Here is a 14,568-nt window from a genome sequence, read left to right as displayed (position 1 = left end):
GGCGTTACTGCAAAAAGAGCTTACGCAGATAGTGCGGCACGGCATCATCGGCGTTGAGTCCAATCACGTCCAGTTCCGGATGAAGATCTTTCAGGCGCTGGTGCGCGTTGCCCATGATGCAGCCTTTGCCAGCCATGGAGAGCATTTCCGCATCGTTCATGCCATCACCGAAAGCGATACAGTCCTTCAGGTTGTAGCCCATCGCTTTCGCCACCGCTTCCAGCGCATGACCTTTCGACACGCCGCCAGCCATCACTTCCAGACAGGTAAGCGTAGAGAAGCTGACGTTGACGCGATCGCCCCAGCGAGCGTTAATCGCCTGCTCCAGCGGCAGCAGCCTTTCATGAGAATCGGTGGTAAAAAACACTTTGCTGACGCCTTCAGGCTCCAGTAGCGCAGGTTCAAACAGAGAATAGTTAAATACCGCTTCTTTAAAGAAGCGCATTTCGTCCGGGCGATGGCGATTCATAAACCATTCATCATCACGATAAACGTTGGTCACGATGTCCGGGTTTGCATTCACCACGCCAAACAGGTCGCTGGCAATGTCGCGATCCAGGTTATGGGTAAACACCAGATTCCCGGCAGAATCGTGCACGCGCGCACCGTTGGATGTGATCATGTAGGTTTTAATGCCGAGGTTATCGCGAATTTGCCCCACATCAACATGATGACGGCCAGTCGCAAACACGAAGTTAACGCCACGTGCGGTCAATAATTTCAGTGTCTCTTTGGCATAAGGGGACAACGTATGGTCGGGGGAAAGCAGCGTACCGTCTAAATCAGACGCAACAACCTGATACATAAGAAAATTAAACCTCTAGGCAAAGCGGGTTCCGCTGGATGAGTTATGCTTGTCGAAAAATTCGACAATAGCGTTAAGCGCGACTGAGCGCATTGCGTCCTTTTCAAAAAGGATCTCATGGTACGCGCCTTTAATGACAAGCGGCTGACCTCCCTCTACAGGATGGCCCGCTGCGGCGCGGAGTTCACAAAAGCGATCGTGCATACGGTTATCCACCAAACGCTCTTCTTCAGCCTGAATCAGTAATGTTGGCGTCGCGTCATCCCCCGCCCCGGCCAGGACCTGTTCACCCGCCAGAATCCCTTCACGTACCCAGTGGTAGGTGGGACCGCCCACGCGCAGCCGAGGTTCATCGGCATAGAAGCGTAGATTGCGCCGATAGCGCTGTCGACTGTGGGTTACCGCATTCATCCCGAATGGCAGCGCCCGCCAGCGCCCGGTCCCCATGGCATAGCCCTCGCGGATCCGTGGATGCCCTTCAGCCCAGTCCAGAATTTGACGCACCATCCAGTCGGGAAAGCGCATCACAATACCAAACATCGGCGCGCAAAGCGCAATGGCATCACACTGATTCGGATGACGCTGCAGGAACAACGTGGCAATCGCCCCGCCCATAGAATGCGCCAGTATATAGCGTTTTATCCACGGACCGGGTAACACTTCCTGCTGCCAGAAAGCGGTTAAATCGTCGACATAGTCATTAAAGTTATCCACATGACCGCGATGCGGGTCCGAAAGCATACGCCCGGAACGCCCTTGGCCACGGTGATCGATAATGAGAACGTCAAAACCAGAATGAAACAGGTCATACGCCAGTTCAGCGTATTTCACATAGCTTTCAATGCGTCCAGGACAGACGACGATGACACGATCGTTTTTCTCTGCGTGAAAACGCACAAAGCGTACGGGAACATTATCTACGCCCGTAAATTCCGCCTCTTCCCGCTGACGCCAGAAATCTGTCAGTGGTCCCATGGAAAAAGCAGCAAACGCGTTTTCTCTTGTTTCCCAGTCTTTTTGCTGCTGAAACATCGGGTATCCAGCCTCGTTGACCAAGTAAAATCGTTTTTTTTGCCATGTCTGATACAACGTACCGACAGTAGCGTATTGTGGCATAAAAATAGACAATCCGGGAGTTTCTCATGACCTTTGAATGGTGGTTCGCCTACCTGCTGACCTCTATTATTTTGAGCTTGTCTCCAGGCTCTGGCGCAATCAACACCATGACCACCGCCATCAGCCACGGTTATCGTGGTGCCAGCGCGTCGATTGCAGGTCTACAGACCGGGCTGGGCATTCATATCGTTTTGGTTGGCGTAGGGCTGGGAACGCTATTTTCACGTTCAGCGATCGCGTTTGAAGTGCTGAAGTGGGCGGGTGCGGCGTACCTGATTTGGCTGGGGATCCAACAATGGCGCGCGGCGGGCGCTATCGATCTGAACACCATGGCGAATACGCAATCGCGCAGCCGACTGTTCAAACGCGCGGTCTTTGTAAATCTGACCAACCCCAAGAGCATTGTTTTTCTTGCCGCCCTGTTCCCGCAGTTTATCCTGCCACAGGAACCGCAGGTAATGCAGTATGTGGTGCTTGGCGTCACGACCATCGTGGTCGATATTATTGTGATGATCGGTTACGCGACGCTGGCTACGCGCATTGCTGGCTGGATTAAGGGGCCAAAGCAAATGAAAGCGCTGAACAAAGTGTTTGGTTCACTGTTTATGCTGATAGGCGCCCTGCTGGCGTCGGCAAGGCATGCCTGATAACGGTGCCGGATGGCGTTAGCGCTTATCCGGCATGAAGGGAGCTTAGCGCGAAATAATCAGGTGGATACCGAAGCCCGCGAACAGCGCGCCGGCAAAGCCATCAATCCACTTCGCCAGACGCTGATAGCCGCGACGCATCTTCGGAAGTGCAAACAGGCTGGCGACCACGGTGAACCACGCCAGCGTTTCCACGATGATCAGCGCGAAAATGCCCCATCGAGCGCCTGTTCCTACGCTATCGCCAACAAACAATGAAAACACGGAGCCAAAATAGATAATGGCTTTCGGGTTGGCGAGGTTGGTCAACAGACCTTTTAAAAAGCTGCGTCCGCTCTGTGCCAGCTCAACCTGTGGGGCAGGGGCCGCTACGTCCTGTTTTTTAAACGCGCCGCGCAGCATCTGGTAACCCATCCAGCACAGATACAGGCCGCCGCCCACCATGATAATGGTGTGCAGCCAGGCCATTTTTTCGATAATCAGATGCAGGCCAAGCAGCGCCACGCCAGCCCAGACCATGACGCCACAGGTAATACCCAGCACGCCCATCATGGCTTCTTTGCGCGAACGGCTAACGGCCGTTTGAGAAACAAAGAAAAAATCGGGACCGGGACTCATCAGCGCAACGATATGCACCAACGCAACGGTGAAAAATAGCGTTAACATAAAAATGACTCGCGGGGGAATAGTTCAGTGAGTCACCATCCTGGCACTTTTTTGCCTCGCTGACTACTCTTCGTCGTCACCATCAACGTGCGCGCGAATAAGTGCCATAAACTCTTTGCCAAAACGCTCAAGTTTACGCATTCCCACGCCGTTGACGCTCAGCATTTCGCTCGGCGAAACCGGCATCTGCTCGGCCATTTCAATCAACGTGGCATCGTTAAAGACGACATACGGCGGGATATTCTCTTCATCGGCAATCGCTTTACGCAGCTTACGCAATTTGGCAAACAGTTTGCGATCGTAATTGCCGCCGAAGGATTTCTGCATAGCGCGCGGTTTCAGCGCCACGATTCGCGGTACCGCAAGCTGCAACGGGACTTCGCCGCGCAGCACCGGACGCGCAGCTTCAGTGAGCTGTAACGCGGAGTGTTGGGCAATATTCTGTGTTACCAGGCCCAAATGAATCAGTTGACGAATCACACTCACCCAATGCTCGTGGCTTTGCTCACGGCCAATACCATAGACCGGCAGTTTGTCATGGGCCAGCTCACGAATGCGCTGGTTATTCGCCCCGCGTAGAACTTCCACGACGTAACCCATACCAAAGCGTTGGTTAACGCGGTAGATCGTCGACAGCGCTTTGCGCGCATCCATTAACCCGTCGTACTGTTTTGGCGGGTCGAGACAGATATCGCAGTTACCACACGGCTCCTGACGCCCTTCGCCAAAATAATTCAGCAGAACCAGACGACGACAGGTTTGCGCCTCGGCAAACGCCCCCATCGCATTGAGCTTATGACGTTCGATATCCAGCAGCTGTCCGGCAGGTTTCTCTTCGAGGCAACGGCGGAGCCACGCCATATCAGCCGGATCGTAAAACAGCATCGCTTCCGCCGGCAGGCCGTCACGTCCGGCACGGCCGGTTTCCTGATAGTAGGACTCAATGTTACGCGGGATATCAAAATGCACCACGAAGCGCACGTTGGGTTTGTTGATCCCCATGCCGAACGCCACGGTCGCCACCACAATTTGCAGGTCATCGCGCTGGAATTTTTCCTGCACTTCAGCGCGCACGCTGTTTTCCAGCCCGGCATGATAAGCCCCGGCGCTGATGCCACGACTTTGCAGACGCGCGGCGGTGTCTTCGACTTTGGCGCGGCTGTTACAGTAAATAATGCCGGACTTACCACGCTGTTCCTGCACATAGCGCATCAGCTGATCGAGCGGCTTAAATTTCTCCATCAGCATGTAGCGAATATTCGGGCGGTCAAAGCTGCTGATCTGAATTAACGGATCGTTGAGGCCCAGCAGACGCACAATGTCCAGCCGGGTGGTTTCATCCGCGGTCGCGGTCAGTGCCACAAACGGCAGGGTTGGGAAACGCTGACGCAACTGGCCCAGCGCAGCGTATTCCGGGCGGAAGTCATGTCCCCACTGCGAAATACAGTGCGCTTCATCAACTGCCAGCAGCACCGGATTCCAGTGTCCAAGATGCTCAAGGAAGTTATCCAGCATCAGGCGCTCAGGGGCAATATAAAGCAAGCGAACCTGCCCGCTGCGACAGCCGGCCATCACCTCAAGCTGCTGTTCACGACTTTGGGTGGAGTTCAGGCACGCCGCCGCCACGCCGTTGGCCAGCAGTTGATCGACCTGGTCTTTCATCAGGGAAATCAGCGGCGAAACAACAACGGTGAGTCCGTTGAGTAATAATGCGGGAATTTGATAGCACAGGGATTTGCCGCCACCGGTGGGCATAACGACCAGACAGTCGCGACCAGAGAGCACGGTGTCGATGATTTCTTCCTGGCCTGGGCGAAACTGTTGGTAGCCAAAGGTTTCCTGTAAAACCTGTTTAGCGCCCATTTCCAGATTCAACACTTCCGCCTGCGCCACATTAACCCCATTAACCTGAAATAAAAACAGGCGCTATTTTCAGCGCCTGAGAGAGAAACTGCAATGATTAAAATACTCTCAATATCTGTCAGAAGATATCGTTAAGCATTACGCCGACGCCAACACGGGTTTGATTGAAGTTGTAGTCAATCAGCGATTCGCCGTAACCACTGTAGACCTGGGTGTAGAGACGAACATGCTTCGTAATAGGATAGCTTGCCCCTAACTCTGCGCCGCCGTAGCCGGTGTTCCAGTTGTACTGCCCTTTCACGCTGATAACGGCGTCGCCCAGGTGATACCCCATTTTCAGCTGATAATAGCCCATGTATTTGGTGATGTCGGGGTTATCATCGGTACTGCCAATGACGTACCACGGCTTTACTTCCACCAGCCAGTTGCCGTTTTCTGCCATCAGGCGGGTATACAGGCGGTTCCAGCTACGTGAAGTGGGGTCGGAGCGCCCGTTGGAATCATGGTTGTAACCCATTTCGACATCACGTAGCGTCCACCCGGCAAAGCGATAGTCGGTGGCGAAACCAAGGAACAACTGCGGCTCGTAGTTGGTTTCGCGAAACGGTGAAGATTCTTCACTGTTAGAAAGCTGCCACCAGGATTTCTGCGTATAGGAGCCGCCGAGCACCGAGTTCGGACCAAATATTCCGCGCCAAAGTGGAAATGCCAGGCTTAGCTGAAACTTCACCTCATCTTTGCGCGCATTGTCCGACCAGCTATAGCTGCTGATCGCCTCTTTGTTCATGTCGCTGGTATTAGTGTAGATAAGGTAGTTGGTGTCATAAGGGTAAAGCGTGAAAGGGTTGTCATGCTCTTGCAGCATATTAGCGATAATACTGCCCCGAACTGCTGGTGCGTCATGAATCTCTTTTACTGTCGCTTCCTGCGCATACGCGGTCAACGGCAGCATGACTGCTGGTAGTAACCATCCCAGAATCGCCCGCATCGGTAATGTTCTCCTGAACCAAAATATTGATGAATTGTATAATTTTCTGACAAGCATTCTACATACTTAGCTCGTTCCTCGTTAGTTATCCCGTCCTAAAGTAGAAAACAACAAATAATAAGCATAATATCAACATTTCATTAACCAATAAGGTATTAAGATCGTATGTCTGCTGTACTGACCGCTGAAGAAGCCCTGAAGTTAGTGGGTGAAATGTTTGTTTATCATATGCCGTTTAACCGTGCGCTGGGGCTGGAACTGGAACGCTATGAAAAAGAATTTGCGCAATTAGCGTTTAATAATCAACCGATGATGGTCGGGAACTGGGCGCAAAGCATTCTGCATGGCGGGGTGATCGCCTCAGCACTCGACGTCGCCGCCGGACTGGTGTGTGTAGGCAGCACGTTGACCCGTCACGAAACGATCAGTGAGGACGAACTGCGTCAGCGCATGTCACGTATGGGCACCATCGATTTACGCGTTGATTATCTGCGCCCGGGGAGAGGAAATCGCTTTACCGCTACCAGCAGCCTGCTGCGGGCGGGTAATAAAGTAGCCGTTGCGCGCGTGGAACTGCATAACGAAGAACAGCGCTATATCGCCAGCGCAACCGCCACTTATATGGTGGGGTAAGCGCTTAAAAAAAGGTAAACTGCTGTTACATTTCTGCAATGAGTTTTCCCGATGGATGCTAAACAAACGCGGCAGGGCGTGTTACTCGCTCTGGCTGCCTATTTTATTTGGGGTATCGCTCCCGCCTACTTCAAGCTGATTTACTATGTCCCGGCAGATGAGATCCTGACGCACCGCGTCATCTGGTCATTTTTCTTTATGGTGGTGCTGATGAGCATCAGCCGCCAGTGGTCGGGTGTTAAAACGCTGCTACAAACGCCAAAGAAGATCTTCCTGCTGGCGCTCTCTGCGGTGCTCATTGGCGGAAACTGGCTGCTGTTCATTTGGGCGGTCAATAATCACCATATGCTGGAAGCCAGTCTCGGCTATTTTATTAACCCGCTGGTGAATATCGTGCTGGGGATGCTTTTCCTCGGCGAGCGCTTTCGTCGCATGCAGTGGCTGGCGGTACTGTTAGCCGCCTGCGGCGTACTGGTACAGCTGTGGACCTTCGGCTCGTTGCCGATAATCGCGCTGGGACTGGCGTTCAGCTTTGCTTTTTATGGTCTGGTGCGTAAGAAGATTGCCGTTGAAGCACAAACAGGTATGTTGATTGAAACCCTGTGGCTCTTACCCGTGGCTGCAATCTATCTGTTTGGCATTGCGGATAGCCCAACCAGCCATATCGGGCAAAACCCGATGTCGCTCAATCTGCTGCTGATTGCCGCGGGTGTCGTGACCACTATTCCGCTGCTGTGCTTTACCGGCGCAGCGACCCGCCTGCGTCTTTCCACGCTGGGCTTCTTCCAGTATATCGGACCCACGTTGATGTTCCTGCTGGCGATCACCTTTTACGGTGAAGTGCCGGGAGCGGATAAAATGATCACGTTTGCGTTTATCTGGGTGGCGCTGGCGATTTTCGTGATGGATGCGATTTATACCCAACGCAGAACGCGTATGGGGATGTGAATGCTTTTTGCCTGATGGCGCTACGCTTATCAGGCCTACGGGTTCTGTAGGCCTGGTAAGACACCGCCATTAAAGCCAGTTCTTACGTTTGAAGTACAGATACGGCGCCAGACCTGCGAGCATCATGAAGACAATCGCGCCAGGATAACCGAAGCTCCAGTGCAGTTCCGGCATAAATTCAAAGTTCATCCCGTAGCTGGAAGCCACCAGCGTCGGCGGCAGAAACACCACCGAGACCACCGAGAAGATCTTGATAATGCGGTTCTGCTCAATATTGATAAAGCCCATCGCCGCCTGCATCAGGAAGTTAACCTTCTGGAACAGCGATTCGTTATGCGGCAGCAGAGACTCGATATCGCGCAGGATCTCACGCGCCTGCTCCAGTTGACCACCCGGCAGACGCGCTTTACGCACCAGGAAATTCAGTGCGCGCTGGGTATCCATCAGACACAGGCGTACCTTCCAGCCGATATCTTCCTGTTCCGCCAGCGTGGAAAGCGCTTCGTCATATTCGTCGCCCTGGCGCCCTTCCATGATCACACGGCTGAGTTTTTCCAGGTCGCTATAGATATTTTCAATCTCATCCGCCAGCTGTTCAATTTTGGTTTCGAACAGGTCGAGCAGCAGCTCGTAAGCGTTGCCATCCACCATCGCCTGGTTACGTGCGCGCATGCGATACAGACGAAACGCCGGCAGTTCGCGTTCGCGCAGGGTAAACAAGCGACCTTCACGAATGGTAAATGCAACGGTTGAGTTACCCGCGTGATCGTCGGCGTCTTCATAGAAGAAGAAGGAGTGAATGTGCAGGCCATCTTCGTCTTCAAAAAAACGTGCGGATGCTTCGATATCTTCCAGTTCAGGGCGCGTGGCCAGGTTCTGGCCCAAGTCCTTTTGCACACGGTTTCGTTCTTCGTCATCCGGCTCGACTAAATCGACCCAAACCGAACTGGCCAGGTGCTCGATCTCGTCTGCCTCAAGGCGAGTTAACCGATTGTTTTCCAGTTGAAATGCGCTCAGCATGACCGGGACTCCCAATGCAAAAAATTATCGGACAGTTCGGAGGGCACACAGAAACAAATTGGGTTTCAGACCATTAAACAGCCTGACTCAGCGCGACGGGAAAAAAACAGAAGGTCGCTGACAACCGCGAAGGCTATCAGCAAAAAGGGATAGCCTTAGGAGTTGATCCTGGATGACAGGATAATGAGCCAGTATCTACTGGGTGTGTCCAAGGCGAATGTCCTCTTAGCGTAATCGTGCGCGCATGTTACGCCAGCAAAATTTTGACGTCAACACGCAACGGATGGCGAAAAAGTAATAATTTCCCCTTATACAGAAAGGTTAGCAGAGGGGAATTATTTATCTATGATTTCAGAATATTAACCGGCAGATAGCCGAATGGCGGCTTCGCCTTATCCGGCCTACAAATCAAAATGTTACCTGGTCACCAGGCCCGATAAGCGCAGCGACATCAGGCGATCACACCGTTTCCAGTCTTGCGTAAGCCGCCACCAGCCATTTGATCCCCTGCCCCTGGAACGCGACCTGCAAACGACTGTGCTCGCCGCTTCCTTCGAGGTTGACGATGGTGCCCTCGCCGAACTTCGCGTGGCGTACCCGCTGGCCAAGTTTGTAGCCGGTATCGTTTTCCGCCATTGGCGTGCCCATCCGCTGATGGCTCACCGGACGGCTAACCGTGGCGCGCAGACGCACCTCTTCAACGCACGCTTCCGGCAGTTCGCCAATAAAGCGCGACGGACGATGGTAAACCTCTTTGCCGTACAGACGGCGCGTTTCGGCGTAGGTAAGCGTCAGCTTTTGCATCGCGCGGGTCACGCCGACATAGGCCAGGCGACGTTCTTCTTCGAGACGTCCGCCTTCATCCAGCGACATCTGGCTCGGGAACATGCCTTCTTCCATCCCCACGATAAACACCTGCGGAAACTCCAGCCCTTTCGCCGAGTGCAGGGTCATCAGCTGTACCGCGTCCTGCCAGGTATCCGCCTGTCCTTCGCCCGCTTCCAGCGCCGCATGAGACAGGAACGCCTGCAGCGGCATTAAGTCTTCGTCTTCTTCGTTGTAGCTGAACTGGCGCGTTGCCGTCACCAGTTCATCTAAGTTTTCGATACGCGTCTGACCCTTCTCGCCTTTTTCCTGTTCGTACATCATGCGCAGGCCGGAATCTTTAATCACCCGGTCAGTCTGCACGTGCAGCGGCATATCGGCAGTCTCTTGTGCCAGCGCGTCAATCAATTCCATAAAGCGCTGTAAGGCGCTGGCGGCGCGACCGGCCAGGGCTTTTTCCTGCAGCAGTTCACGACAGGCCTGCCACAGCGTTAGCTGGCGGTCACGCGAGGTCTGGCGCACCACATCTAAAGTACGATCGCCAATCCCGCGGGTTGGCGTATTCACCACACGCTCAAACGCGGCGTCGTCATTGCGGTTAGCGATCAGGCGCAGGTAGGAGAGCGCGTCTTTGATTTCCTGGCGTTCGAAGAAGCGCATCCCGCCATAGATACGATACGGCATGCTAGCCTGTAGTAAGGCTTCTTCCAGCACGCGCGACTGGGCGTTGCTGCGATACAGAATGGCGCATTGTTCCAGCGCACCGCCGTTGTCCTGCCAGGTTTTGATGCGATTGACCACAAAGCGCGCTTCATCAAGCTCATTGAACGCGCAATACAGCGAGATCGGCTCGCCGTCGACGCCGTCGGTCCACAGTTTTTTACCCAGGCGCCCGTTGTTATTTTCAATCAGGGCGTTAGCTGCGCTCAGAATATTATTAGTCGAGCGATAGTTCTGCTCCAGACGAATGGTTTCTGCGCCTGGGAAATCGTTGAGGAAGCGCTGAATGTTCTCCACCTGCGCCCCACGCCAGCCGTAGATCGACTGATCATCATCGCCCACGATCATCACCTTGCCGGTGTCGCCCGCCAGCAGGCGGATCCAGGCGTACTGAATGTTGTTGGTATCCTGGAATTCGTCCACCAGGATATTGGTAAAGCGTTCGCGGTAGTGCTGCAGAATGTGCGGCTTGTTGAGCCACAGTTCATGGGCGCGCAGTAGCAGTTCGGCGAAATCCACCAGCCCCGCGCGATCGCACGCTTCCTGATAAGCCTGATAGACCTTCTGCCAGGTCTGTTCGACCGGGTTGCCGTAGCTTTGCAGATGGTGCGGGCGCAGCCCTTCGTCTTTCTGGCTGTTGATAAACCACATAGCCTGACGCGGCGGCCACTGCTTTTCGTCCAGGTTCATCGCCTTGATCAGGCGCTTGAGCAGACGCAGTTGGTCCTCGCTGTCGAGGATCTGGAAGTCCTGCGGCAGGTTGGCATCCATATGGTGCGCGCGTAACAGACGGTGCGCCAGACCGTGGAAGGTCCCCACCCACATTCCGCCCTGGCTGGTTCCCATGATCTGACCAATACGGTGGCGCATTTCCGCTGCCGCTTTGTTGGTAAAGGTCACCGCCATAATAGAGTACGGCGAGTTGTTCTCTACCGTCAGTAACCAGGCGATACGGTGCACCAGTACGCGAGTTTTACCACTCCCCGCTCCTGCCAGAACCAGCATGTTGCTGCGTGGCGCGGCCACCGCTTCACGCTGTTTATCATTAAGGCTGTCGAGCAGGTAAGAAACGTCCATTGGCACCGCCGCGTAAAAGTAGGTAAGGCGGAGAAGCGTAGCGCCATCCGCCAAAAAGCTGGGTATATATACAGAGTTCTGCTGGTGATTATATCAGCGAGGTCAGAGATGCCAACTGTGAAATTTCGATATGCGGCAGCAAACGGCTGTCTGCAGTTTGCATCAGGTCGGCATTTTCCGGTTTGATCCAGCAAGCTTGCATACCACAACGAATAGCGCCTGCAACGTCTGTCGTCAGGTCATCGCCCACATGCAGAATCTCACCCACTGGCATTTTCAGTTTATCCGCCGCCAGCGCGTACATGTCGCTGAACGGTTTCGATCGCCCATCGGGACCGGCGCGCAGCACAAATTCAAAGTAATCGCCCAGACCAAACAGCTCCGGCTGCGCGTTACCGTTGGTGATCGCCACCAGCGGCCATTTGCGGGCCAGCGCCTTCAGTGTGTCATGCGTCGATTGCGGAACATCAATGCGGCTACGCCATTTGGCAAAATTCATCATCGCCGCATTCGCCCCCATCAAGGCTTCTGCCGCTGACAGACCAGCCTCCAGCATAGCGCGCTCTACGGCGCGGTGACGCCATTGGGTAACGTCGTGATAGATTTCCGGCTCGGCGTCGCGAACAGCCTGACGTAAGCGCTGTAGGTCGCTATTTTGCAGCGAATTCAACGCCGGGTGGTAATTCTGTACAAACGCGAGCGCTTCCTGCTCGGTGCGTTTGATAACGGGACGGTTATCGTAAAGGGTGTCATCAAGGTCAAAGGTGAGCGCAGAAATACGCCCCAAAGGCCGGTAAAAACGCATTATTTCCCCCGTTTGGCGCGCGGATGCGCCGCATCGTACACTGAAGCCAGGTGTTGAAAATCAAGATGGGTATAGATTTGGGTGGTCGAAAGATTGGCATGCCCCAATAACTCCTGCACCCCGCGCAGATCGCCGCTAGACTCCAGCATATGCGTCGCAAAAGAGTGGCGCAATTTGTGGGGATGGACGTGGCTGTTCAGCCCCTGTTTGATACCCCATTCCGCAAAGCGTTTCTGCACGTTACGCGCAGAGATGCGCTTGCCCAGTTTTGACAGGAACAACGCATCGTCATCCCCGCCAAATAAGCCGCGCAGATCCAGCCAGTGCTCAATCCACGCCACCGCATTGCGGCCAATCGGCAGACGACGTTCTTTACTACCCTTGCCCATCACCCACACTTCGCCGGTGTCGAGATCGAGATGTTTAATATCCAGCCCAACCAGTTCAGATAAACGCAGCCCCGCGCCGTACATCACTTCCAGCATAGCCCGGTCGCGCACGGCAAGGGGATCGTTGAGATCGATATCCAGCAGACGATTAACGTCATCGACGTCGATATTTTTAGGTAAGTGACGTGGCGCTTTCGGCGCGGAAACGCTTTTTGCCGGATTGGCTTTCAGCTCGCCCTGATTGACCAGCCAGTCGAAGAAACTGCGTAGTGCGGAGAGACGCAATGCCAAGCTCGCCGGTCCCAACCCTTTACGACGGCTGCGCACGGCAAAACTGCGTACCATTGCAGCATCACATTGTTGCCAGCTTTGCAGACCGGTTTCTCCGGCTAACGCAATGATGGCATCAAGCTGACGCTGATAATTAAGCAATGTGATCGGGCTAAGCTGGCGCTCAACGCCCAGATAGCGCAAAAAGCGCGCCACATCCTGAGAAAGGGGTGAATCGGTCATACGCGTTCAATCCAGCGCTCCAGCAGCTCCGGCAACATCAGCGAGATTTCCTGCAATAGCTGCGTACCCTGTCCCTGCTGATAATGATTAACGTCACGACTGCTGAATAACATCACGCCCAAGGAACCATCTTGCCCCAGCATCGACATCGCCACCGAACCTATCGCTTTCGCCTCCGGCATCATGACCAACAGTTCCGGTCCATTGAGTGGGCCAAGATAGTGCTGCGACTGGCCCAGACGCTGAATACGCAACGGTTCAAAGGCCTGGCGGCTTAATGCCAGATGCGTAAATTTTGATGGCGCACCGAGTCGCCACCGGTCCGGAAACAGACGAACCGTCGCGCCGGCCAGCCCCAGCTCACGCGCCCAGCGATGAAATCGCATCAGCATATCGTCAAGACTGCTGGCCGACACCAGGCGGCTTTGCAGATTTAGCAGACGATAGAACAGGCTTTCATTGGCGTTGGCTTGTTCCATCAATAACGCCATGTTCTCTTCAAGCACATTAATATGATTACGTGCCCGCGCCATATGCCATTCAACTAAAGAGATCGTGCCCCGCACCGGGTGTGGGACGCGCATCGCTTCAACTGCCCGGGCATTACGGATAAAAAACTCAGGATTACGTTGCAGGTAATCGACGACCGCTCGATCGTCGAGCTCCATGAGCGTTTCCTGTAGTTCTTCCCCTGGTTGCTTCATAAGTGAATAAATCCGTCGTAGACATGTGCCGCCGGGCCAGTCATATACAGCGGATGACCCGGACCTTTCCAGGCGATATCAAGTCGACCGCCAGGTAACTCCACCCTCACCTCTTCTGCCAGCAGGCCCTGCTGAATACCTACCGCAACAGCGGCGCACGCACCGCTGCCGCAGGCCTGAGTTTCGCCCGCCCCGCGCTCGTAGACGCGCAGCCGGATATGCTCGCGCTTTACCACCTGCATAAAGCCGATGTTGGCGCGTTCTGGAAAGCGTTCGTGGTTTTCCAGCACCGGTCCCAGCGTTTCCACAGTGGCCGTATCAACATCATCAACCTGAATCACGCAGTGCGGATTCCCCATTGAAACCACGCCGCACAATACTGTCTGTTCGGCCGCGCGCATAATATAGGTCTTCTCTGCTTTGTTGGCGCGAAACGGAACCTGCGAAGGCTCAAAGTTGGGTTCCCCCATATTCACCCGCACCAGCTCGTCGTCGGTTACGGTTAATACCATACGACCATTCGCGGTACTGACGCGAATATCACGCTTATTGGTCAGCCCTTTCAGGCGAACAAAACGGGCAAAACAACGGGCGCCATTGCCACACTGTGACACTTCACTGCCGTCGGCATTAAAAATACGGTAGTGGAAATCCAGCTCCGGATCATACGGAGGTTCAACCACCAGCAACTGATCAAACCCAACGCCGAGATGCCTGTCGGACAGGCGGCGGATCAGCTCTGGTGAGAAAAAGACATTCTGCGTTACCGCGTCGACGACCATAAAATCGTTGCCAAGGCCATGCATTTTAGAGAATTGCATCATTCACTCCGTTCACGCGGGTACAGAA

Annotated in this window: 15 protein-coding genes; 3 read left to right on the top strand and 12 right to left on the bottom strand. The window is 54.2% G+C overall.

Annotated elements, in window-relative coordinates:
* Positions 1 to 4 precede the first annotated feature (4 nt).
* Together yigL and pldB are read right to left on the bottom strand one after the other, a co-directional pair.
* Positions 5 to 805, bottom strand: coding sequence for a sugar/pyridoxal phosphate phosphatase YigL (yigL, locus tag FDW92_RS01680; protein ID WP_042313992.1), 801 nt, complete (start codon positions 803 to 805; stop codon positions 5 to 7).
* 15 nt (positions 806 to 820) lie between these two features.
* Positions 821 to 1,837, bottom strand: a complete 1,017-nt coding sequence (pldB, locus tag FDW92_RS01675) for a lysophospholipase L2 (RefSeq protein WP_042313994.1) — start codon at positions 1,835 to 1,837, stop codon at positions 821 to 823.
* A gap of 110 nt (positions 1,838 to 1,947) precedes the next feature.
* Between pldB and rhtB the strand changes: the two genes are divergently transcribed.
* The gene (gene rhtB, locus FDW92_RS01670) at positions 1,948 to 2,568 is read left to right on the top strand and encodes a homoserine/homoserine lactone efflux protein (protein ID WP_042313996.1); all 621 of its coding nucleotides are present in this window, start codon (positions 1,948 to 1,950) and stop codon (positions 2,566 to 2,568) included.
* 45 nt (positions 2,569 to 2,613) lie between these two features.
* On the opposite strand, the gene rhtC is transcribed toward rhtB, so the two are convergent.
* The 3 genes from rhtC to pldA all read right to left on the bottom strand — a co-directional run bounded on the left by rhtC (position 2,614) and on the right by pldA (position 6,085).
* A complete protein-coding gene (rhtC, locus tag FDW92_RS01665; RefSeq protein WP_038634488.1) occupies positions 2,614 to 3,234 on the bottom strand; it encodes a threonine export protein RhtC in 621 nt (206 codons plus the stop codon).
* 63 nt (positions 3,235 to 3,297) lie between these two features.
* Complete coding sequence (gene recQ, locus FDW92_RS01660; RefSeq protein ID WP_042314000.1) at positions 3,298 to 5,127, bottom strand: ATP-dependent DNA helicase RecQ; 1,830 nt, start codon at positions 5,125 to 5,127, stop codon at positions 3,298 to 3,300.
* Positions 5,128 to 5,215: 88 nt separating this feature from the next.
* Entirely contained in the window at positions 5,216 to 6,085 is an 870-nt protein-coding gene (pldA, locus tag FDW92_RS01655) for a phospholipase A (RefSeq protein ID WP_042314001.1), read from the bottom strand.
* Between the two features lie 165 nt (positions 6,086 to 6,250).
* Between pldA and yigI the strand changes: the two genes are divergently transcribed.
* Together yigI and rarD are read left to right on the top strand one after the other, a co-directional pair.
* Positions 6,251 to 6,718 (top strand): acyl-CoA thioesterase YigI, encoded by a 468-nt coding sequence (yigI, locus tag FDW92_RS01650; RefSeq protein ID WP_042314003.1) that lies wholly within the window; start codon positions 6,251 to 6,253, stop codon positions 6,716 to 6,718.
* A 51-nt stretch (positions 6,719 to 6,769) separates the two neighbouring features.
* Positions 6,770 to 7,666, top strand: a complete 897-nt coding sequence (gene rarD / locus FDW92_RS01645; RefSeq protein WP_042314005.1) for an EamA family transporter RarD — start codon at positions 6,770 to 6,772, stop codon at positions 7,664 to 7,666.
* Positions 7,667 to 7,735: 69 nt separating this feature from the next.
* Here rarD and corA read toward each other — a convergent pair whose 3' ends face one another.
* The 7 genes from corA to dapF form a co-directional block, all read right to left on the bottom strand.
* Positions 7,736 to 8,686, bottom strand: a complete 951-nt coding sequence (gene corA, locus FDW92_RS01640; RefSeq protein ID WP_038634499.1) for a magnesium/cobalt transporter CorA — start codon at positions 8,684 to 8,686, stop codon at positions 7,736 to 7,738.
* Positions 8,687 to 8,841: 155 nt separating this feature from the next.
* A complete protein-coding gene (gene ysgD / locus FDW92_RS23095) occupies positions 8,842 to 8,898 on the bottom strand; it encodes a YsgD/CorL family protein (RefSeq protein WP_212723238.1) in 57 nt (18 codons plus the stop codon).
* Between the two features lie 247 nt (positions 8,899 to 9,145).
* Entirely contained in the window at positions 9,146 to 11,308 is a 2,163-nt protein-coding gene (uvrD, locus tag FDW92_RS01635) for a DNA helicase II (protein WP_038634502.1), read from the bottom strand.
* A gap of 88 nt (positions 11,309 to 11,396) precedes the next feature.
* The gene (gene yigB / locus FDW92_RS01630) at positions 11,397 to 12,113 is read right to left on the bottom strand and encodes a 5-amino-6-(5-phospho-D-ribitylamino)uracil phosphatase YigB (RefSeq protein WP_042314011.1); all 717 of its coding nucleotides are present in this window, start codon (positions 12,111 to 12,113) and stop codon (positions 11,397 to 11,399) included.
* Positions 12,113 to 13,015 carry a tyrosine recombinase XerC gene (xerC, locus tag FDW92_RS01625; protein WP_006686068.1) on the bottom strand — a complete coding sequence of 301 codons (903 nt, stop codon included), beginning with the start codon at positions 13,013 to 13,015 and terminating at the stop codon, positions 12,113 to 12,115. The genes yigB and xerC overlap by 1 nt, the downstream gene beginning before the upstream one ends.
* On the bottom strand, positions 13,012 to 13,719 hold the full coding sequence (locus FDW92_RS01620) for a DUF484 domain-containing protein (protein WP_038634510.1): 708 nt from the start codon (positions 13,717 to 13,719) through the stop codon (positions 13,012 to 13,014). Before FDW92_RS01620 ends, xerC begins: the two co-directional genes overlap by 4 nt.
* Complete coding sequence (gene dapF / locus FDW92_RS01615; protein ID WP_042314013.1) at positions 13,716 to 14,540, bottom strand: diaminopimelate epimerase; 825 nt, start codon at positions 14,538 to 14,540, stop codon at positions 13,716 to 13,718. Before dapF ends, FDW92_RS01620 begins: the two co-directional genes overlap by 4 nt.
* Positions 14,541 to 14,568: the final 28 nt, after the last annotated feature.

This window comes from Citrobacter sp. wls706, from assembly GCF_005281305.1.
GTDB lineage: Bacteria > Pseudomonadota > Gammaproteobacteria > Enterobacterales > Enterobacteriaceae > Citrobacter > Citrobacter werkmanii.
The sequence above is the reverse complement of the archived record's forward strand: the minus strand, read 5'-3'. Positions and strand labels throughout refer to the sequence as shown.